General features: G+C 45.4%; 12 protein-coding genes. 5 read left to right on the top strand and 7 right to left on the bottom strand.

From position 1 onward, the window contains the following. Positions 1–126 precede the first annotated feature (126 nt). Genes BSHG_RS00965 through BSHG_RS00975 form a run of 3 tightly spaced genes read left to right on the top strand, consistent with a single transcriptional unit; the run spans position 127 to position 8,179 of the window. The gene (locus BSHG_RS00965) at positions 127–3,288 is read left to right on the top strand and encodes a hypothetical protein (protein WP_008661587.1); all 3,162 of its coding nucleotides are present in this window, start codon (positions 127–129) and stop codon (positions 3,286–3,288) included. 36 nt (positions 3,289–3,324) lie between these two features. Next, on the top strand, positions 3,325–7,848 hold the full coding sequence (locus BSHG_RS00970; RefSeq protein ID WP_008661586.1) for a hypothetical protein: 4,524 nt from the start codon (positions 3,325–3,327) through the stop codon (positions 7,846–7,848). 22 nt (positions 7,849–7,870) lie between these two features. Beyond that, positions 7,871–8,179, top strand: a complete 309-nt coding sequence (locus BSHG_RS00975; RefSeq protein WP_288209724.1) for an HU family DNA-binding protein — start codon at positions 7,871–7,873, stop codon at positions 8,177–8,179. Positions 8,180–8,479: 300 nt separating this feature from the next. On the opposite strand, the gene secDF is transcribed toward BSHG_RS00975, so the two are convergent. The 4 genes from secDF to BSHG_RS00995 form a co-directional block, all read right to left on the bottom strand. Beyond that, the gene (secDF, locus tag BSHG_RS00980) at positions 8,480–11,503 is read right to left on the bottom strand and encodes a protein translocase subunit SecDF (RefSeq protein WP_005791181.1); all 3,024 of its coding nucleotides are present in this window, start codon (positions 11,501–11,503) and stop codon (positions 8,480–8,482) included. A gap of 811 nt (positions 11,504–12,314) precedes the next feature. Then, positions 12,315–13,412, bottom strand: coding sequence for an endonuclease/exonuclease/phosphatase family protein (locus BSHG_RS00985; protein WP_005791183.1), 1,098 nt, complete (start codon positions 13,410–13,412; stop codon positions 12,315–12,317). A gap of 3 nt (positions 13,413–13,415) precedes the next feature. Then, positions 13,416–14,315, bottom strand: a complete 900-nt coding sequence (locus BSHG_RS00990; protein WP_005791185.1) for a rhomboid family protein — start codon at positions 14,313–14,315, stop codon at positions 13,416–13,418. Next, complete coding sequence (locus tag BSHG_RS00995) at positions 14,296–14,970, bottom strand: rhomboid family intramembrane serine protease (RefSeq protein ID WP_005791187.1); 675 nt, start codon at positions 14,968–14,970, stop codon at positions 14,296–14,298. Before BSHG_RS00995 ends, BSHG_RS00990 begins: the two co-directional genes overlap by 20 nt. Before the next feature lie 247 nt (positions 14,971–15,217). On the opposite strand from BSHG_RS00995, the gene BSHG_RS01000 reads away from it, so the two are divergent. Both BSHG_RS01000 and argS read left to right on the top strand, forming a co-directional pair. Continuing rightward, positions 15,218–15,490, top strand: coding sequence for an HU family DNA-binding protein (locus tag BSHG_RS01000; RefSeq protein WP_005791188.1), 273 nt, complete (start codon positions 15,218–15,220; stop codon positions 15,488–15,490). 87 nt (positions 15,491–15,577) lie between these two features. Continuing rightward, positions 15,578–17,371 carry an arginine--tRNA ligase gene (argS, locus tag BSHG_RS01005; protein ID WP_005803924.1) on the top strand — a complete coding sequence of 598 codons (1,794 nt, stop codon included), beginning with the start codon at positions 15,578–15,580 and terminating at the stop codon, positions 17,369–17,371. 185 nt (positions 17,372–17,556) lie between these two features. On the opposite strand, the gene BSHG_RS01010 is transcribed toward argS, so the two are convergent. From BSHG_RS01010 to BSHG_RS01020, 3 genes are all read right to left on the bottom strand, one after another. Continuing rightward, a complete protein-coding gene (locus BSHG_RS01010) occupies positions 17,557–18,540 on the bottom strand; it encodes a DUF4842 domain-containing protein (protein WP_008661584.1) in 984 nt (327 codons plus the stop codon). A 171-nt stretch (positions 18,541–18,711) separates the two neighbouring features. Continuing rightward, positions 18,712–21,057 carry a type I DNA topoisomerase gene (topA, locus tag BSHG_RS01015; RefSeq protein ID WP_005791192.1) on the bottom strand — a complete coding sequence of 782 codons (2,346 nt, stop codon included), beginning with the start codon at positions 21,055–21,057 and terminating at the stop codon, positions 18,712–18,714. Between the two features lie 278 nt (positions 21,058–21,335). Then, complete coding sequence (locus BSHG_RS01020; protein WP_008661582.1) at positions 21,336–23,039, bottom strand: TonB-dependent receptor; 1,704 nt, start codon at positions 23,037–23,039, stop codon at positions 21,336–21,338. Positions 23,040–23,043: the final 4 nt, after the last annotated feature.

Genomic DNA, 23,043 nt, shown 5'->3' with positions numbered 1-23,043 from the left:
CGTAGGCCGGCACAAAACACCTTCTTTTGAGAGTGTATAAAGTTTTAAAAGTAGAGGGCGGAGTATACTATTAATGAACTGAATCTAAATTGATTGCATAAAATGAGCTTATTAAAGAAAAAGTATATGAGATGTGTAAAAGGAATATATATATTCTTTTTGCTGCTGTCTTTTATCTCTTGTGAACTGGAAGATAAAATAGGAAGATATACTTCGGGAGACAATCCGGTAGAAGTAGAACTTATGACTCGTAATGTCACTTTAGGAGGAAGTGAATCCGGAGTGACTCTGAAGCGCTTGCGTGTAATTGCTGTGGCGAAAAACAGTGGAAAGGTGGAAATGAATCGCCGTGCCGATTTAAGTGATCCTTCATCATCCGGTTTAGAGCATACAGGGGGAGTGTTTAAACTCTATCTTCGTCCGGGTGATTACGATTTGTTTGTGATCGGTAATGAAACGACGGGCATGAATTCCGCATTAACCGGAGAGCCATCTTTATCAGAAATTAAAAGTGTACCGGTTACTCTACCTATAGATACGGCAGAGTTTGTGGTATGCAAGCATCTGGATATCCGGATAAGAAATGCAGCCTCTTCAACTCCGGTCACAGGGGAAGTCAGTGTGGATGAAGGATTAACCTGGAATTCAGCGTTCTCGGTTGAGTTGGAGCGCATTGCTTCAAAGGCGAGTCTGGAGATACGAAAAAATACGGATGAAGATATAAAGATCAGGCAGGTCACTGTTAAACAGTTACCTTCGTTCTCTTTTCTTTCCCCCTCTGCTTATCCGCTTTCCGGCGGGCTTACGGTTACTGATACGCGTTCGTTTTCTACACCTGTTTCTATCGCCGGAGAGAAAGATGTTCCCTCAGGATATCCGTATACATCTGTTGTACAGGGAAAGAATAGCTTTATCTTGCCGGAGTACATTTGGGATAATACGGCAGGGAAGGGGCGTGCTTCTTTTATGGAAATAGAGGCTGAACGTAATGGAGCGTCAGAAACATGGCAAATATTATTGGGAAAGAGTACGGATATTCCGGCTGACTACTCACTTGGGCGTAACACTTACTATCGATATATGCTGACCGTGAATCCGCTGAATGTCGATGTAAATGTAAGTGTAGAACCATGGCAGAATACGGCTGCTTATGATACGATTCCCGGAGCAAAGATCGTTTTCTCACGGGTCAATGTCGGTTATTCGTATGCTTCTGAGAGTGTTGTTACGTTTACAACCAAAAACTTGCCTCCTGTATCTGTCAGCCTATCTCCTGTACTATATACTTATAATTCTACAGGTGATCCTGTGAGTTCTAAATTTGATATGATACGGACTAAGATCAATTACAGCTATGACCAGGATACAGGAACAGGCATGGGAACTCTTACCATAAAACGGAACAAAGTTTCTCTTGCGGACACTTTGCTATTGATGGCAGGAGGATTTGCGCATACAATCGCTGTGGAAGGAGTGGAGTTTGCTGGTTCTAATATCTATTTTGATAGGGTTCTCGAGAAGTTTACTTTTGATGATACTCCTGCACCGGGATGCAGAGCGGAACATGAGAAATTTCAGGGGGCGTCTTTTTATTGGGGTTCTTTACAAGGGTATAACACCGGATATAATTTTCTGGCCACACGTAAGAGTGATAGAAAATGGGGTTATATTTCTACTCCGGTCTGGATCTCTGCATTTTCTGTTGTTGGGGGAGATGATGAGAATCTGATTCTTCAGAAGGGATTACATGATCCTAAAAATCTGAAAGGTGATATCTGTCGCTTTATAACGCAAAGAGAATGGGGACCCGGAAATAAGAAGTGGCGGATGCCTACTTTAGATGAACTGAAGCTTTTGGGCGATGGGGTTCGGGAAACTACTGCTTCTACTCCGGGTTGGGGTTATATTTCTGGCAGTTCGAGTGAGGGTAGCACTGTTATTGGCAATGGAATTCGTACAAATAACCGCTATTATCTTCCAGCTAATGATAATGGGTTTAGAGGGAGATATTGGTCTGCTTCCGCTGCAATCAGTGCTTCAGCCCGGGGACTTTACTTTGAATATCTAAGCACTTCTGTGCAAGATTGGAATACTTCATCGACGGTTGGAGTCATTCGTTGCGTTGTTGATTCTGAGAATAATTATTCAAAAGTTTATCGTGTTGTTTATTCGAATACCGATCCTCTGAATCAAGAAAGTCACTTGTATACTGTTTCGCCACCGGCATTGTTGAACGAGGGGGAAACGATAGTATTGCCAGCGCTGTCTACAAAATTCAATGATTACGAAGTACGTGAAGGGAATAAAGTGGTAACAAAGTATTTTCATTCCGGATGGCTTGTAAATGGACGGCATTTTGATTTTGGTGATTCATATGTGGCCGGTGCTGATGGGGTAGGAAGCACTGAAGTGGAGATTATACCTGAATGGACTAAATTTTGTAAAATAGAGTATGTTTGTACCCCTCCATATCCCGGAGCTGCTTTTTATTCGGCTTTTCCTTCGTTTCCCAATAATATTCACTTCGTGAAGCCAGGGGAACGTTATTCTTTACCAAATGTTCAGGTAGCGGTTATGTCTTCACCGGTTAAGATAGCTGTCGGACTTTTGGTGAATGGTATTCGTTATAATTGGGGGGACGAAATGCCTGTTTTCAGCGATATTAAAGTAGAACCCTGTTGGGCAAATGTACCTGAGAGTTCATTTGCATCAACTAATCTGAAACTTTCTAATTCTGGTGCAATTGATGCAACTCTCATTTTTGCATCTGAAGGTGAAACAGGAACCTTATTTCTCTGGGATATATTGAGGTGCAATTCTGTTACTTTACCTGGATTTACTGTGAATGGAGTGAGTATAGCATCACCCACCGTAGCAGATTATGATAGAGGACGTGTGATACATAGTGTAAGTGGATTAAAACGGGGGGTGGGTGATATATGTCGTTTAGTAGGTATTCCTCTAAATGAAATAAATGCAAAATTAGCCGCCGGAATATTGCCGGACAATGGGACATGGCGATTACCTACTGCCAACGAACTGGCTGCTCTATTACATCCATTTCAAGATAGTTCACAAGGAAGAGTTTACTCTATTTTAAATAATACTTTCTTTCCATATAATGCGAAGTATGGTACAAAGGATATTACATATCCCACCGCTGAAATTAGTATTCCACATTTGCCAAGTATATATGCATGGGGAGGGTTTATAAGGTTAGGCTCGAGAATTGCTATAAGACCGTATGCTAGCACTGCTGAAACTGCCATTCGTTGCATCCGCCAATAGTAATGGAAAATCTGTCACTTAAAATAGTAAGATACAATGTGTTTGAATAAAAATATTAAATCCTTTCTTGGGATACTTATGTGTGGGATATTGGCTTTTCTGCCGGTATCCTGTTCAGATGATTCTCCGGTAACAGGTTCACCCTTGCTTCCGGAGGCTCCTGAAGGTAAAGTGAACGTATTTCTTTCTCTTCATAAAGGAAGCGATTATGAATCTCCTGCCACACGTTCGGGGACAGCGGCCGATGAAACTATTATGGGACCTCCCTGGGTGTTGGTTTTTCTGGGGAATGATAAAGATGCGACTTTCTTGGAAGCCGTACAAGCCAATATGACCTCGGCCGGAGAGCTTTATGCACAATTAAGTGCCTGCAATTCTTCAGTGGTTTTGCTGTTGATTTCAAATGCAGATGAATTGATACAGGTGAAGTTGGGAAGTCTTACGACTACGACAACTTTATCCGATGCAGTTACCAATCTTCTTCTGTATGGCGATCCGTCGGATTCTCCTGTGGCGGGTAATTCTGCATTAGCAATTCCGCAAGCGACAGTTCCTTTTACAGGGAAGAAGATCCCGATGTCGGCCTATTGTCCATTGCCACAGATTATCACAGGTACTACTGTAGGAACTGTCGGTACCCCTCTTCGCCTAAAACGGATCGTATCTAAATTATACGTAGATGCTTCCGGTGCACATGCTTCCGATGGTTTTATTTTGACTGGAGTATCTGTTATTAACGTACCGGTACAAGGAGCACTTGCTTTTGAATATGGAAATGTGAATGAAACTTTACCTATTACGGCTCAATTTACCGATTATGGTCATAAATCGGGTAGTGCTTCCCGGTTGGACAATCCGATTATAGCCTCTTCAACAGGATTTGCCGGGCATATAACCGCAGGTATGGGAAGTGAAGACTATCCTGTTTATGTATATGAAACGGCAGGTGGCCCGGCTGACCGTTCGGATGTTATTCTTGCCGGTAAGTTTGATAACGGACCGGTTCGTTATTATCGCGCGAGTCTGAAAAACAGTAAAGGAGAAAAGCTGGCATTTAAAAGAAACTATCTTTATACGCTAAATTTGGTACGTGTGGAAGGAGGAGGCTATTCTACGATGGATGAGGCGATTGCTGCTCCTTCGGGTAGTAGCGGAATTCTTTGCAATGTTACGGTGGTAGACGATTCGCATGAAATAACAGGTAATGGTGTTTATTATTTGGGGCTGACGAATTCTTCTTATGTGCTTTATACGGATGAAGAACAGAAGGATGTTACGGTATGTGTGATAGGGACCAATGCGTACAGCCGTCCGGGAAGTACGGTTACTCCGGGAGTGGTAAGCATGTCGTCCGGGATAGCCGGTGTGACTCTTAAAACTACTTCGATCTCCGCAGACTCGACTGCCATTAAGTTGGATTTTGCCAAGGGGGCGCAGGGAGAAACGACCCTTGATGTTCAGGTTGGAGGATTGCGTAGGGAAATAAAGCTGAAAGCTGCCGGTATGGGTGTTTCCGGTAATTATGCTTCAGGTTCTCAAGGACTCTTGTTGGGAGATTTCAACCAGATCCGTATTCTTGAAAGTACGTCTAAGTCTGGACTGGCAATATCTCCCGCATCTCCGGACCGGGATAGCGAGGTCATCTCTTCCGTTACTTCTCCTTCTGTCCCTGTTTACTTCTTTGTCGAGGAGGCTGCGGGCCCACAAAGTGCTAAATTGTCGGGCCTTGCGGGAGAATCCGTCGTTGTTATAGAGAATCGGGTGTATAACGATCTCCCTGCCGCATCTAATATTTATTGGGACGCGGCACAAGGCAGATTGACGTTCGATGATGTTCCGTCGTATGTTCCTGCTGCCCGAAACCAAAAACAGGGAGTGTATTTTCTGTATGGTTCCTTAATTGCACTGCAAGGAGGAAGCAGCGCAACTGATGTGCGTCAGCTCGATGCAGCAGAAGTGAATCCTGTATGGAAAACCAATCAGTCTCCGAACATTCCTAAGTTTAATCCCGCCTCTTTAGCTCCCGGAGCAGATCTGGAGAATGTATTGACACATATTCATAATCCGGGTAATCGTATTGGTGATATCTGCCGTTATCTTACGCAGCGCGGATGGGCTCCTCCGGGAAAGAAATGGAAGATGCCTGTGAAAGTACGTTTGGAAGCTGTCTTGAACAGTATATATAGAACTGAAGGATCTTGGTTACCGATAGGGGGACTTGCGACAGACGGTACTGGTGAAGTTGTTCACGGGAGATTGATAAAGGATCGATTTTACTTTCCGGCATCGGGTTCACGCAAAGAAGATGGAACCTTTATCGAGCAACCGGGTGTCTCCGGACACTACTGGAGTTCTTCTGTCATTTCCGGCAGTATCGGATGGCAACCTGCTTCGCTGTGGTTTCAGGGAGGGGATGCTGCAATACAGGCAACTGCTTTGGACGTGGCTCTTCCGGTTCGTTGTGTCGTAGATAATACGTCTACCGATTGGCCGGAATTAGCTACTGTCGCTTATTATGCTTCTCCGCCGGGAGGAGCAACATTAACCTCGGAACTGCCGGCCAATCATTTTGTGGAGCAACGCAAACCTTTTGCGCTGCCCTCTACCCCTTTGACTTTCAGTGATCCGTCTGTGACTCATACCGGCTGGGGCAATAATCTTGGATTGGGAGAAAATACTACTATAAACACTAGTGTTGGCAGTTTTCATGCGACTTTTAGCCAAGGTGCTTCTCTAGAGTATGACTCTAATCTTCCTGCAGGTACGGCTTTAGTGTCCGGAACGGTTCCGGGAGTCTATGTTGCTGCCGGAGGTACGAGTATCAAACTTTCGACGAACCAGTTGGTATGTAGTAATCCAGGTTATGTGCATACCGGATGGAGCATCGATGGAGTTTATCATGGATTGGGCGCAAACTATGTGATGCATGCATCCGGTTCCAGAAAGGCTTTTGCCGTATGGTCACGTGACTGCTGGGTTGAGTATCTGGCAAAGGCGCCTGCGGGTGCCCCTGCCGGTGTTACTGTCACCGGTACTTTGCCGTCTCCTGTGAAAGTAGCCCAGAATTCATCGGTTACTTTAGCAACGGAAGCCCAAGGTTTACAGGTTTGCAGTGATCCGAGGTGGAAACACACTGCATGGACGGCAGGCGCTTTTGGCGGAAATACGATCGTGACAAATGACCTTAAAATATATCCCGAATGGACGCGGTATTATCAAGTAACTTACTCACCGCAGCCACCGTCCGGAACAGTACCCGGCTATCCGCGTTCTGAAATTGTGGCGCCGGGAAGTAGCGTGATGTTGCCGGTTCAACTGCATAGCAGTGATCCTTTGCAGGTACATCAGGCGTGGCTGGTAGGTGGACAAGAGAAGGCACCGGGAACATCGGTCATTGTCAATGGGGATATGACCATAACTGCTAAGTGGCTGCTTTATGAAGTAAGCTATCTGGCAAATGCTCCGGTAGGGACCACTTCCGTAACTCCTTTACCCGCTTTACAGAAGATAGCTCCGGGCAAGATGGTGACTTTATCCGCTACCCGTTTGGTATGCAGTGATCCGGCGTGGATACATACCGGCTGGAGCGTCGGAGGTGTGCATTACATTTTGGGGGCCAATATACCCGTTCTAAGTAACATGCAGGTATCTGCCGAATGGACAAAAAGATTTAAGATCAAGTATCATCTGAACTTGCCTTCAGGAACCGGTCATGCTGGTGATATGCTACCTGAGGATGAATATGTGATGCCTGGACAGAACGTGACTCTGGCAGTTCCCAGGCTCAAATGCAGCAATGAGGATTTCTTCTTTACCGGTTGGATGATTAATGGGCAGTTCTATGGTTTAGGTTCAAGTTACACACCGCTACCCGGTCAGGATACAGATGTCTATGCAGTATGGAAATATGCTCAAGCTATGGAATTCAATGTAACCGTATCTAATTCAGGTCGTGGAACCGATAATGCCACATTGGTATTTACGGACAGTAAAGAAGAGACCGGAGCGTTCTTTCAAAGTCGCGGAGTCGTTGCATGGAGCAATACGGGAAGTCCCGTTACCTGGTTTGATCCGGTAAGCACCGGGCGTACATGGTCTTCCAATTGGATGGCTTTCGCGTCGGAGGAGTTGCATACTTATGCTAACCTCAGAAATGGCGGCGGGGACCCGTGCCGCTTGATTGGGTATTCACAGAAGTATGTAAGTACGCAGATCTCCAAAGGGGAACTACCTGATAATAGAACGTGGAGACTGCCTAAAGGACGGGAGTATATGCAGTATGGATTTACACCGGAAAATAAAGTTGGCAGTTGGGCTAATGGCTGGAACTTTAACAATGGTAAATTTCTTCCGGCTTCAGGAATGCGTAGTGTTGCTGACGGTCAACTCCGTGAATCAGGCGTCGGATATTATTGGTTGAGTGATTACTTTACGATTATCGATGATTTTGGTAAGCAGTATATGGGTAGAGGAAGTAAAGTTTCATCGGAGAAGGTGATAGAAGAAGGTGTTGTATATCATTCTGCAGCCGGCTTCCAGATTCGATGTGTGAGACAGTAGTTTTTGAAACGTTTATTTAATAATTGATAAAAAGCTAAACATGAAGAAGATTGATTTAATTAGAAGTATTGCTGTTAAAAGCAATTTAAAGAAAGAGCAGATTGCCATTGTGGTGGAAGGTGTGATGGAGGCTATTGCCGAGGCGCTACATCAGGGAGAATCCGTCACATTGGTAGGTTTCGGAACCTTTGAAGTAAAAGAGCGCAAAGCCCGTAAAGGTTATAATCTGTCTACGGGAGAGATAATGACTATTCCGGGAAAAAAGACGGTGAGATTCAAACCGGGTGCAAAGATGAATCTTGAGAAGAAGCATCAGGATACCTCCCGGTGAGATTGTGAAAGTTCTAATTAAGGCCAATGCCCATCTGTGACAGATCGGCTTATTGTTTGTTTTGTTTGTGTGCAAGTGCATTCTTCCCGGCGGGGCAAGAATGCACTTACTTTTTGTATGCGATGTGATCACCTTGGTCAAATGACCATGAGGAAGATTGAGTAAACTGCACCTGTATTCACGCCCCTTTATTTCTTTTTCATTCGATCGTGTCTCTGTGAAGGGAAGGTCTGTCAGAAAATAAAAAGCCTCCTCCGCAATTACGCGGAGGAGGCTTTTTTATACCTTATATATTAGGCTTTATTCTTCTGTAGTAGTTGCAGGTGCCGAACCTTTTTTGTTTTTCAGCATCATATATGCAATCGGAGAAGCAACGAACAGAGATGACAGTGTACCGATGACAACACCCAGGATCATTGCGAAGGCGAAGCTGCGGATAGAGTCACCACCCAGGATGAAGATACACAGCAACACGATCAATGTACTCAAAGAGGTGTTGATGGTACGTGCCAGAGTTGTGTTCAGAGAGTCATCAAACAACTGTTTTACGTTGCGTTTCGGATACAGGCCGAAGAATTCACGCACACGGTCGAAGATTACCACCTTATCGTTGATTGAGTAACCGATAGCAGTCAGGATAGCGCCGATGAAAGTCTGGTCGATCTCCAGAGAGAACGGCATCCAGCCCCAGCACAGTGAGTAAGCACCTAAGATCATCAGTGTATCACTGGTCAGTGCTGCTACAGAACCCGCACTGTAAGCGATGTTACGGAAGCGGATCAGGATATAAAGACCGATAGCAACCAGAGCGAATACAACCGACCAGATGGCTGAAGTCTTGATATCGTCAGCGATACTCGGACCTACTTTCTGTGAACTGATGATACTGCCGCCCGTATGGTTATCGCGGTCGATGAATGTAGCCAGTGTGATGTTCTGAGTCAGCATCGGTTTCAATGCTTCGTACAGGTAAGATTCGATTTCAGAGTCTACATTGTTACCTTCGTCCTGAATACGGTAGTTGGTACTGATACGTACAGTCTTCTTATCGGTACCGATAGAGATAACGCTTACGTTGGCATCACCGAACTTGTTAGAGATCAGCTCACGTACCTGTTCCGGTTCGATCGGATTTTCGAACTGAACCTTGAAGTTACGTCCACCGGTGAAGTCGATACTCTGGCTCAAACCGCGGGTTACCAGCGAACCGATACAGATCAGCAAAATCACGCCTGTGATAGTCAGCCATTTCTTGTTGCCACCCATAAAGTCGAAGTGTGTATTTACCAGCATCTTCTTAGAGATAGGTGAAGTAAATGTCAGATTCAGCAGTTTGTCTTTGCTCATGAAGTGTTCGTAAACCAGACGGGTCATGAACACGGCTGTAAAGAATGAACAGAGGATACCGATGATCAGAGTCGTGGCGAAACCACGGATCGGACCTGTACCGAAATAGAACAGGATGATACCGGTGATGATAGAAGTCAAGTTGGAGTCGAAGATAGCAGAGAAGGCATTTGAGTAACCGTCCGCCAATGCTTTCTTCACGCCTTTGCCGCTACGAAGCTCTTCTTTGGTACGTTCGTAGATCAACACGTTCGCATCCACCGCCATACCGAGTGACAACACCATACCGGCAATACCTGACATGGTCAGCGCAGCCTGGAAAGATGAAAGGATACCCAGTGTGAAGAAGAAGTTCAGTACCAAAGCGCCGTTGGCAATCATACCCGGGATGAATCCGTACATAGAGCACATATAGATCATCAACAGGATCAGAGCGACAACGAATGAGAAGATACCTGCATTGATAGATTCCTGACCCAGTGACGGACCGACGATGTCTTCCTGAACGATGTGTGCAGGAGCCGGCATCTTACCGGACTTCAATACGTTAGCCAAGTCCTTTGCCTGTTCCGGAGTAAAGTGGCCGGTGATCTGTGAGTTACCACCTGTAATCTCGTTACTTACGTTCGGAGCGGAATATACATAATTATCCAATACGATGGCGATGGACTTATTGATGTTCTGCTTGGTCAGCAATGCCCAGCGACGTGCGCCGTCAGAGTTCATCGACATGCTTACAGACGGTTTGCCGTATTGGTCATAGTCGTCTTTAGCATCGGTTACAACGTCACCTTCGAGCGGTGCTTTACCGTTACGTTCGGTTGATTTGATGGCATACAATTCAAAAGTCTGTCCTTTCGGATCGTATTCGAACGGAGAAACACCCCATTTCAGGCGAAGATCTTTCGGCAACTCGGCAGCCACTTCTTTCATAGCGAGGTATGAATTGACAGTCGCTGTATCTTTATAGTTTGCATAACCTACCACAGGGCCTCCGTTCGGATTTACACTCAGGATAGCCAGTAGCGGATGCTCTTTCTTCAGTTGTTCCAGATCGGCAGAAGAAGCCTGCTGTTTCTTTTCTCCGCCTTTCAGTGCGGCAGCAAGGCTGTCGGCAGCGCTGACTGCTTTATCGGGAGTAGCTTCTGCTGCAGCCAAGGCGGTTGAATCTACTGCGGCAACTGTATCGTTGACGGTAGCTTCGTGTGCCAGGACTGCGCGGAGTTTAGAGTCGGCAGCCTGCAAGTAAGGAGCTACTTCCTTGGCGTTGTATGTTTCCCAGAATTCGAGGTTAGCCGATCCCTGAAGCAGCTTTCTTACACGTTCGGGTTCTTTGATACCCGGAAGTTCCACCATGATACGTCCCATTTTGTCTTCGAGGCTCTGGATGTTGGGCTGAACCACACCAAAGCGGTCGATACGTGTACGAAGCACGTTGTATGAGTTCGTTACGGCAGCTTTTACTTCTTCTCTCAGCACCTTTTCAACTTCGGCGTCTGATGATTTCTGGTTTACTTTGTCTTTGAGCTGTTGTGTCGCGAAGAGTTCAGAGAGTTTGGCACCCGGTGCAACTTTGTGATACTCTTTAATAAACAGTGTGATCACGTCGTCCTGGCTGGTGGTTGCCTGTTTGGCAGCTTCGGCCAGTGCTTTGTTGAAAGCTTCGTCGGGCTTGTTGTCAGCCAATGCTTTGATAACATCGGGTACAGACACTTCGAGGATAACGTTCATACCTCCCTTAAGGTCCAGACCTAAACTGATTTCCATTTCACGACACTGTTTCAGCGTATAGTTACCCAACCATACTTTCTCGTTGGAGAGAGAGTCGAGGTAATCCTGCTCTACCTTCACGTCGCCTTTCGCAAACTCTTTTGCCTTATTGGTATAATGGCGAGTCACGAAGGAGAAAGAGAGGTAGAACACGCATACCAGCGTGAGTAATACCGCAAAAACCTTTACAAATCCTTTGTTTTGCATTTTACTTTTAATTTATTATGATTACATTTTAATTGATTTCTGTCGCATACAAGGCTGCAAATATAGTTTTTTTTTCACATTCAGAAGTAATTAGGAGGCAAATATTTGAATGTGAAGGGGATTTTTGGGACGCTTCGACAGATATTGGCGGAAGTATCGTTTGTCTTTTTGGCAATATGTCAAATGAAACCTCCCAGTTTTCTTTTTTTCGACTCTCGGGACAGGCGGGGCCGGAAAAACGTCTCTATTTCGTTTCCCGGTTTATCGTTTTGTTTTGTCCGGCTTTTATTTTCCGTCAGAAAGAAAGCGATCTGGAAGTAAATATTCCCGGTGCTCTTCAGGGAGGGAAATTTTAGTCTTTTTGATACTCCGGTAGGTGATTCGGAGAGCAACCGGTTAGAGCATGAAGAGCCGGAATAAGTCGTGTTTTCCGGAGCAGTAAACGTAGTTTTCAAAACGTATGGAGATGTCAGTGCAAAGAAGTAAGCGTTTTTAGAAAATGTAACCGTCTTTTGAAGGAAATGCTTACTTCTTTTTCGGAAAACGAAGAGGCTTTTAGTATCGAATCCGGACTTATTCTTACTTAATCCCCGGCTTTGACCCTTCAATGACCCGGTTTTCTTCCTGTTCGGCCTCCGGTTGGGCATTCTTTTTGTAAAGACGAGTTAGCGGATCGGTCTTTTTCCTGTCTTTTTGCTTGCAAGGCTGATGAATCATGAACAAAAGAACAATTCTTCCTTTGCGTGCTTTGGGGAAGAGCCGTAACGGGCGAAGCTATTCAGATTCTTCTGAAAGGGATTGTCGTTTGCGATTAATCGGGGAGCGTAATATAGCACCAGATGGGATAATGGTCTGAGTCTTTGATGGAATTGTCCACCGTGCATCCGGACGCTTTCAGGTTTTTACTGACCAAAATATTGTCAATCCGGAAATAGAATTTATTCTGGTTGTATGAGATGCCCAGCCCGCATCCCGATTCAGTAAAAGCATCGTCCATATCTTGCGAGATGACCCGGTGGGCATACGAAATCGGGGAGTCGTTAAAGTCGCCGCAAACGATGACCGACGGATAAGGTGAATGGGCTATTTCCTGAGCGATGGTGCGCGCCTGTGCCGAGCGGATGGCCGAAGCTTCTGCCAGTTTATTGACGAGTTGCCGTACACCGCTTTTCACTTTTCCCGCCTTCGGATCTTTCAGCATGTCTTCATATACCACTTTGTCTTCTCGGGTAAGTTTATTCGACTCAAGGTGATTGTTTATCAGCAGCACGGTGTCTTTTCCTATCTTGATCTCGTAAACCATGCTGCCGTTGTAGTTGCTCCGGTAGTCGAGCATGCGTGCCGATAGAATCGGAAACTTCGAGTAACAGGCCAGTTGACTGCCTGCTCCGGTTTTTCCCACTTGCTTGATGTTGTGATACGGATAATCCTTTAATGCCTGCCTGATCTCTTTATTGCTGAGATGTATCTTGGCGGTTTCGGAGCCGGCATACTCCTGCATGCAGACGATGTCGGCGTTGCTGTTTTTTATATAATTCAGGATGGGGTTTTGTCCGTTCTCTTTCTTCATGTTCCCAAAGGACATGATGTTGTACGAAAGGAGTTTGATGCTGTTTTCCGGTTGTCCGGCCGTTCCCGGGTTGACAGGCATATAGGTACGCAACTGCGGATAGCAAAGGAGGAATCCCAGTAGGGGTACCAGTGCGAAACGGTAACGCACGATGAGCCAAAAGATCAGAAAGCAGAAGTTGATGACGAGAAAAATGGGAAAAGTCAGTCCCAGGCATGACTGCACCGGATGCACTTCGGGATTGATATACGGGCTGTAAGCTGTCAACAGTAACATTCCGATGAAGAATGCGTTGACAGCCAGACATAAGAATAGGGCTAATCTGCCTATATGCTTCATGTGCTATCTTTTGCTTGCGTCGAACAAGCTCTTTTTTTCTTCTGTTGTCAGACTCTCGTATCCCGACTTCTTCAGCTTGTCGAGAATCCGGTCTATCTCGTCCGATTGTGCCTTCTTGCGGGCGTTGTAATCGTAGTCGTTCTGACGGGTATTGTTTCCGTAATGCACCTTCATCTTGGGTTTCCGCTTCCAGGTTTTGGCGCTGAACAGGGCGGCGATGGCATCGAGCGCCTTGTTGACCCATGAAGTGATGTCTTTCCCTTTGTTCAGGCTTGCTGCAAACCAGAGTCCTGCCAGTGCTCCGCCCAGGTGGGCGATGTGCCCGCCCGCATTGCTCGATGTGATGAACAGCAGATCGGTCAGTACCACGATCAGGGCCAGATATTTCAACCGTACATTGCCGAAGAAGAGAAGGCGTACGGGATAGTTCGGCTCCCGGTAGGCTGTTGCCACGACGATAGCCAGCACCGAAGCCGATGCGCCTACCATGGTGGAGTAGGCGGTCATGGGACGGAAATACGGGAAAACATTATAAGAAATCATATAAAGCAGTCCGCCGCAGATTCCTCCTACTATATAAAGGCCTCTCAGGTGCTTGCCCGAGAAGAAATACAGAAACAGTGCCCCGAACCAATAGAGCCATAGCATGTTGAACAGGATGTGCAGAAATCCCGCATGCATGAACATGTAGGTGAAGATAGACCATGGCTGCCATGCAAATCGGGTAAAAGAAGCCGGCAAAGCCAGCAGCTCGAAGATACCGGCGGCACTCCGGTTGAACAACTGCAGTAAGATACCGATCAGCGTTGTAATGACAAATACTCCAACGTTGATGAATATCAGTTGAATATAGACGTTCCCTCTACGAAACGCTTCTTTCAGGTCAGTTATAATATGTCCCATTGTTTCTGTTCTTTTTTCTCCAGTACATGATCAGGATGAATCCGAATATCATTCCTCCGAGATGCGCGAAGTGCGCCACGTTGTCGCCCGGATTATTGGCAAAACCTGCATACAGTTCTATCAGGGCATATCCGATAACGAAGAATTTTGCCTTGATAGGGAAAGGCAGCGGGAAGATGAACAACTGCTGGTTGGGGAACAGCATTCCGAAAGCCAGCAAGATGGCGTACACGGCTCCCGAAGCTCCCACTGTAGTCATCATGTTCAGGTATTCACTCATAGGGATGATACCCGTACCGATGTTTACACTGGTATATTGCGACAGTTCGGTCACGTATTGTATGTATTGTACTCCTTCCTGAAGTAAGCCTGCGCCCACGCCGCAGAGGATATAATAAAATAAAAAACGTTTCGGGCCCCATACTTGTTCGAGAATCCGTCCGAACATCCATACCGCAAACATATTAAAGAAGATGTGGGTGAATCCCCCGTGCATAAACATGTAAGTGAATAGCTGTGCCGGATTAAAATTGTCGGCAAGGAAAAAGTGCAGACCCAGATAGTCGGATAAGTTGATCCCATAGCTTTGTGCTACAAATTGTGCGAGGAACAGGAGAACATTGATAATTATCAGGTTTTTTGTTACAGTAGGCATCCTTCTTATTTGTTAATGTAATTAATGTGATAATGTGCGTATTAGCTTCTTCGCACATCATAATGAACGCAAAAATACGAATAAATTCTGTTCTACAACAGAAAAATAATCTACTATTAGTTCTTTTTCAACAATTTGATGTGTTTTTTTGATGTTTTTATTTGATATATTGTTTTGTTACTTTATATTTGTGAGGATTTTAAGGATATCTTTTGTGTAACATATATTAATTAATCATTTACGTATTATGAATAAGGCTGAACTTATTAATGCAATGGCAGCGGAATCCGGCTTGAGTAAAGTGGATTCTAAGAAAGCGCTTGAAGCTTTCTTTTCTTCGGTTACAAAAGCTTTGTCGGCTGGTGACAAAATTTCCTTGGTTGGATTTGGTACATTCTCTGTAGCTGAAAGATCAGCAAGAATGGGAATCAATCCTTCTACCAAGAAGGCAATTGAGATTCCTGCAAAGAAAGTTGCTAAATTTAAACCGGGTGCTGAGCTGACAGATGCTATAAAATAAGCATTTATAGTTGAAAAGAAATTAAGAGAGGAGGCGCTTTAGCGTCTCCTTTTTTTGTATCTTTGCGCGCAGAATAATAACTTGGATATGAAGATAGAAGATAAACTTGTGACGTCCGTAATCAGCGGACTCAAAGCACTTTACGGACAGGATGTACCTGCCGCGCAGGTGCAGCTGCAAAAGACGAAAAAAGAGTTTGAAGGACACCTCACCCTTGTGGTATTCCCCTTCCTGAAAATGTCGAAGAAGGGCCCGGAGCAAACCGCACAGGAAATCGGTGAGTATCTGAAAGCCAATGAACCGGCTGTGGCAGCTTTTAATGTGATCAAAGGTTTCCTGAATCTGACCGTTGCGTCGGCTACGTGGATCGAACTGCTTAATGAAATTCATGCCGATGCGCAATATGGCATTGTATCGGCAGATGAAAATGCCCCGCTGGTGATGATTGAGTACTCTTCTCCCAACACCAATAAACCCCTTCACCTGGGCCACGTTCGTAATAACCTGTTGGGTAATGCGTTGGCCAATATCGTCATGGCGAACGGCAATAAGGTGGTTAAAACCAATATTGTCAACGATCGCGGTATCCATATCTGTAAGTCGATGCTGGCATGGCAAAAGTATGGCAAGGGTGAAACTCCCGAATCATCAGGCAAAAAAGGCGATCATCTGGTAGGTGATTATTATGTCGCTTTCGATAAGCATTACAAAGCTGAAGTAGCAGAGCTGATGGAGAAAGGCATGTCGAAGGAAGAGGCGGAAGCTGCCTCCCCGTTGATGAATGAAGCGCGTGAGATGTTGGTGAAATGGGAAGCCGGTGATCCGGAAGTGCGTGCGCTTTGGCAGATGATGAATAACTGGGTATACGCCGGTTTTGATGAAACGTACCGTAAGATGGGAGTCGGTTTCGATAAAATCTATTATGAATCCAATACATACCTGGAAGGTAAAGAGAAAGTGATGGAAGGCCTTGAGAAAGGTTTCTTCTTCAAAAAGGAAGATGGTTCTGTCTGGGCTGACCTGACAGCCGAAGGATTGGATCACAAACTGTTGCTTCGCGGCGATGGAACTTCGGTATACATGACTCAGGACATCGGTACGGCTAAGCTGCGTTTTGCCGATTATCCCATCGATAAAATGATCTACGTGGTAGGTAACGAGCAAAACTATCACTTCCAAGTATTGTCTATCTTGCTGGATAAACTCGGATTTGAGTGGGGCAAGAGCCTGGTGCATTTCTCTTATGGTATGGTCGAACTGCCTGAAGGCAAGATGAAGTCACGTGAAGGTACGGTGGTGGATGCTGATGACCTGATGGCCGAAATGATTGCGACAGCCAAAGAAACCTCTCAGGAATTGGGCAAACTGGACGGCTTGACACAAGAAGAGGCGGACGATATTGCACGTATCGTTGGATTGGGTGCACTGAAATACTTTATCCTGAAAGTGGATGCCCGTAAAAATATGACTTTCAATCCGAAAGAGTCTATCGACTTTAACGGTAATACAGGACCTTTTATCCAGTATACGTATGCACGTATCCGGTCTGTGTTGCGCAAAGCCGCCGAAGCGGGTATCGTGATTCCGGAAGTACTTCCGGCCAATATCGAACTCAGCGAGAAGGAAGAGGGATTGATTCAGATGGTTGCCGATTTTGCTGCGGTAGTGCGCCAGGCAGGTGAAGATTATAGCCCGTCGGGTATCGCCAACTACGTTTACGACCTGGTGAAAGAGTACAATCAGTTCTATCATGATTTCAGTATCTTGCGTGAAGAAAATGAAGACGTGAAGTTATTCCGTATTGCTCTGTCTGCCAATATTGCCAAGGTTGTCCGTTTAGGTATGGGATTGCTGGGCATTGAGGTGCCGGATAGAATGTAAGAAGTTCTTTGAACAAAAATAGAAACTACGGGGTTTCTTTAGCCGGGACACAACTGCTAAAGAGATCCCGTATGTTGTATTACGGGGGAGTCTTGCCATAAGGTAGGGGATAAAACAGACAGTGGCGATCCAAGCACTTTTTATGCCATGGATCGCCACTGCCAATAATGACCGGTTATTTCAGGTTAGTTTAAATCCAGATAATCCCAGATCTTATGTGATTTACCGTCTTCGCCGATAATGCCGCCGGAGCAATATTTGTAGACAAGTTCTTTTTGGAAACTGCCGATGGAGCTTATTTTACCGTTGATCCAATCGCTAAAGCCCGGATACGTCTCAAAAAGACTGTTCTTTTCCTGTGGATAGCTGAACGTGCCATTACCATTCGAAACGGCCAGGCCATAAGGCATATTTTCCTTATTTACCATATCGTAGGATTTGTAATCGATGTCTGAGCTGGCAGCGTACATCCGTTTTCCGTCTACCTCAATGAACCAGGCTACCCACGCTGCTGAGGTTTTTTCTTTCTTGGGCATGGCATAGTTTTTTATATTGGTTGAAGCCAGTTTGTAACGTATCGGGTCATTGTCATTGACCGTATTGATGAATCCCTGTCTTCCGCCGAATAAATCAGTTCTGACGTCATCGCTGATCATGTGCGTTGAGCCATCGGATAGGATACACCCTAGTTTGATCGTCTTGGTGCTTCCCAATGCGATGGGCTGGATCTCTATCGTTTGCCAAGTCTCGGTGGGATGCTGGTAGGCGTGATTACTGGCGGTATTCTTTACATGGATAATCAAATCGTTGTAATCGTAATCACCATTCTGCGTATCTTCGAACATGATGGCCTGCCACACCTTTGCGTAAGTTGTTTCCGATCCTTCGTCCAGAATCGTATAACTGATGTTGATACCGTCTCCTTCGGCACGAGTCGATATTGTGGCGTTTTTGGGGATACGGATGGTGATAGGTTCATTAGCCATTGCCAGGGTATCTTCTCCGGAGGTGACAAAGGTGGTATACCCCTCTTTGACAGGTACGCTGAAATCTTTGGATGTTTCGCAATTTGCTACACGTGTTTCGATAATCTGAGAATAATCTTTCTCATCCTCGATACAAGAAGCCCACAATGCAATGGAGGCGACTGCTAAAATGACTTTCTTCATAGACTGTTCGTTTTGTTTGTTCTACAAAGATAAACAATTAAAATGATAACTTGCTGAATAATAGTTTGAAAAACAAAAAAAGTACAAACAATACAGACCTTATCTACTTTTTAGAGAAAGTAAGTATAATCTGTATTATTTGTACTTTTCAGTCGGGATGCCCGAATGTGGCTATTTTTTCTTAGCGTAGCGTCCGCGTTTCGGAGCGTTTTCTGCTTTTTCGCTTTGCAGTTTTATGATTTCCAGGCAGGTCTGGTAATTCAGATCGACCGGTACCACATCTTTGGGAATTTTGTAGTTACTTCCTTTGTAAGCGATGTAAGGTCCGTATCTGCCGTTGAGGATTTCCATTTCTGCATCTTCATCAAACTTCTTGATGTGCTTTTTCGCTTCCGCTTCACGTTTAGCCAGGATTAGCTCGATAGCTTCGTCCAGTGTGACCTCCAGCGGGTCATAAGTTTTGGGCAAAGACACATATTTAGAATTATGATATACATAAGGTCCGAAGCGTCCGGTACCGATTGTTACGGTTTTATCTTCAAATTCTCCGACTTTGCGCGGCAGTTTGAATAAGTCCAGTGCCTCTTCCAGAGTGATGGTCTCCATAGACTGTCCTTTCTTCATCTGTGCAAAGCGTGGCTTGTCTGTGTCATCGGCCGTACCGATCTGTACTACCGGGCCGAAACGTCCGATCTTCACCGATACGGGCTTTCCGGTTTTAGGTTCCTCTCCCAGAATCCGTTCACCTACTTTGTGTTCGGTTTTGGTAGCCAGTGTCGTTTCTACTGAAGGATGGAAGTCCTTATAGAAATCCTTCATGATGCTTGTCCATTTCTTATCGCCTTCAGCTATCTCGTCGAATTGTTTTTCAACGTTTGCCGTAAAGTTATAATCCAGGATATTGGGGAAGTATTCGGTCAGGAAGTCATTGACTACAGTGCCGATGTCCGTTGGCAATAGTTTTGATTTCTCTGCTCCGACAATTTCCGTATGTTTGATATCCGTAATCTGATTATCTTTCAAGGTCAGTATATCGAACGAGCGCTCTTCTCCCGGTTTATCCCCCTTCTCCACATATTCGCGTTGCTGGATGGTAGAGATGGTCGGTGCGTAGGTTGACGGACGTCCGATTCCCAGTTCCTCCAGCTTGCGCACCAGGCTGGCTTCGGTATAGCGTGACGGACGTTGTGTGAAACGTTCGGTAGCTACGATTCCCTGATGTTCCAGCATTTGTCCTTTCTTCAGGGGTGGCAGCAGGTGGCTTTCGTCTTCTTGTTCATTGTCGTCATCATACGATTCTTTGTATACACGCAGAAAACCATCGAACTTGATCACCTCTCCGGTAGCGGTAAATTTATCGTTACCGTTGCTGATACCGATGGTTGCCGTTGTCTTTTCCAGTTCGGCGTCTGCCATTTGTGAGGCTATGGTACGTTTCCAAACCAGGTCGTATAGTTTTCTTTCCTGAGCCGATCCTTCGATGGTCTGGTTTTCCATGTAAGTCGGGCGGATAGCTTCGTGCGCTTCCTGAGCTCCTTTGGTCTTCGTAGCGAAATGGCGTGGATGCACATATTGGTCGCCCATCATCTGTGCGATGGCAACTTTGCTTCCCTCTGTGGCGTATTCAGACAGATTCACCGAGTCGGTACGCATATAGGTGATTAATCCCGATTCGTAAAGCTTCTGTGCAACCATCATGGTTTGCGCTACAGTGAAGCCGAGTTTGCGGGCAGCTTCCTGTTGTAGGGTTGAGGTGGTAAATGGGGCTGCCGGGCTTTTCTTTACCGGGCGGGTTACGATATCTTCGATAGAGAATGTGGCTGCCTTGCATGATTCAAGGAATTTTTGGGCTTCCTTCTTTGTCTTCAGGCGGCGTGCCAGTTCTGCTTTCATCTCTACCAGCTTGCCGTCAGCATCCGGTACGAGGAAAACAGCTGTGACACGATAAGAAGCTTCGCTCTTGAAAGCCTGTATCTCACGTTCGCGTTCTACGATCAGACGTACGGCAACCGATTGTACCCGACCGGCAGAAAGTGCAGGTTTTACCTTTTTCCACAAAACAGGTGAAAGTTCGAAACCCACGATACGGTCTAAGATACGGCGTGCCTGCTGAGCATTCACCAGGTTGATGTCAATGTCGCGTGGCTGTTCGATAGCCTTCAGTATAGCTGTTTTGGTGATTTCGTGAAAAACGATACGTTTCGTATTTTCAGGTTTTAATTTCAGGACTTCGTAAAGGTGCCATGAAATGGCTTCTCCCTCCCGGTCCTCATCGGATGCGAGCCATACGGTTTCTGCTTTGCTTGCTTCTTCTTTCAGTTTATCAACCAGCTCTTGTTTCTCTGCGGGTATTTCGTATTTGGGTTTGAAATTCTTTTCTATATCGATAGAAAATTCTTTTTTCTTCAGGTCGCGAATATGTCCGTAACTTGAGAGGACTTTAAAATCTTTCCCAAGAAACTTTTCAATCGTTTTTGCTTTTGCTGGAGATTCGACAATGACAAGGTTTTTCTGCATATCTGTGATATTAAAACATATAAATTGCCCGCAAAAGTAGAAAAAAACGTTTTCTTTACCTTATAATATAGAGAGAATCTGATTTTTTTTGCAAAAAAAGACCTTTTTTATAAGAATCTTTTAAATTTTTTGTACTCAGGAGTTAGAGGAGTGAAAGCCTTTAATCGGAAGTAAATTCCCGGTAATAATTCACTTCGGCCTTTTTACCTCCGGTCAGACCGATGACTTCTTTAACTCCTGAGTTTTACTAAATAACCGGATCTGGTTTTGAGGATCTTTTAAAACCGGAAGCTCAGTCCCCCCACAAAATTGATTCCTTCAACCGGATAGTATAAGTAGTACTGATATTTCTTATTCAGCAGATTGTCAGCCTTTACATATGCCGAAATTCCTTTAAAGATTCTGTAGGTGGCTCCCAAGCTCAGGTTGCTGACGGCAGGAATACTTTTCGCGTAAAGTCCGGTATAACGTTCGGCCCTGCGGGTATATTGGTAGCCTGCGTTTAGCCAAAGCGCGGCTATCGGATGAATTTCCGTGTGAATTCCGAGGTCAAACTCCGGTTTCATCAGTAACGCTTCATTATAATCGGAGGATTTTGAACCGGTTGTTTGAGCGTCCGCATTCCAATGATAATAAGTTCCGCCTGCTGAAATAGCAAATAAGTCTTTGTACTCATAGCTGGCTTTGATACCTGCGTAAAAGTTATCCGTATGGGTCTGTCCCAAACCAATGTAGTTTGCTCCGTCTCCACCGTCCCAGGCGTCTGCCGATTGGTATAAATCATCTTTCAGATTTTGGTATCCGCCGAAGATGTCGAACCAAAGTCCGGGTGTCGGACTGGCTTTGAATCCCAGTCCGGCATTCAGTTGTTCATAAGTGTCTTTTACCTCCTGTCCCGGATCGAGGTACGGATTATAAGTTTCCAGCCGGCGGAAGTCATTTAATTGTCTGCCTCCTGTTGCTTTGGCATATAGTACGTAACTGTCCGAGAATACATATTGAGCTTTCACGTCCGGAGACACGCGGACAGCTTTCCCGTTTCCGAAAGAGAGGTCTACGTTGGCGCCTACATGTACTCTCCAACTGTCATTATTCAATTCGTAGTAAGGATTCAGATCAAGTGTTGTACGATTTTTGAAAATATCCTTTATCCGGTCTTTATTTTCTTTCAGTTCGTTCCCGTAGATCAGGTTGTTCATGGCAAATCCGATAGCTACTGTCTGCTCGTCACTGACTGAACCGCTTACGGTTGCCAGAGTACGTACCATTGTTTCGTTTACCCCTCCGAAGAGTTGGCATTGCTGCCGTCCGTATAGCATCAGATTGGTTTCCGCCCGGTATTGCAAGGGCAGGGTTTCGTCTGTTGATTTTACTCCGAAGTGTACGTCACCGGAGGTGAATTTCTGCTTTTTGAATCCGTAAGGTTCATAATTGAAATTGCTCAGGCCGAAATTACCGGCTACGTTCAAATCCAGTTTTGCAAACTGGTGTACATAGTCTACATTGGCCCGTGTACGGTAATAGAAAGCGTTCCATTTTCGGGTATCACCGAAGGGCATATCCAGCGTACCGTCCATTCCGTCCATTTTGAAGTTCACGTTCAGTTTGTCCCTGTCCGAGAGACGGAACAGATAATTGGCTAAAACGTCCAGGTTACCGTAGTTGCCATATCCCAGGCGAACATAACCCGGGATGAATCCCGGTTGTATCTCTTTGCCGGTGTAAGCGCCTATAGTCCCTGCCGGAATCGAAGTGGCGGGAGTTGTGAATGTAGCGTACTCCACCTCCTTTTTGCTTACGGAGGGCTCTTCAACTTTGGGGAGGACATTTACCTTGGCAGCATCCATTATGTCCGGATTATATTGCTGCTCCACTATTACGGTGCGGTTTACAGTCGTATCTTTGGGCTGCGTCTGAGCCTGTATCGAAACGGGCAGTGCAGTAAAAGCAATTCCTAAAAGGATATAATTATTATATTTCATACTC

Origin of the sequence: Bacteroides sp. 3_2_5 (genome assembly GCF_000159855.2) — a bacterium.
Taxonomy (GTDB): domain Bacteria; phylum Bacteroidota; class Bacteroidia; order Bacteroidales; family Bacteroidaceae; genus Bacteroides; species Bacteroides fragilis.
This window is presented reverse-complemented; position numbering and strand designations above follow the sequence as displayed.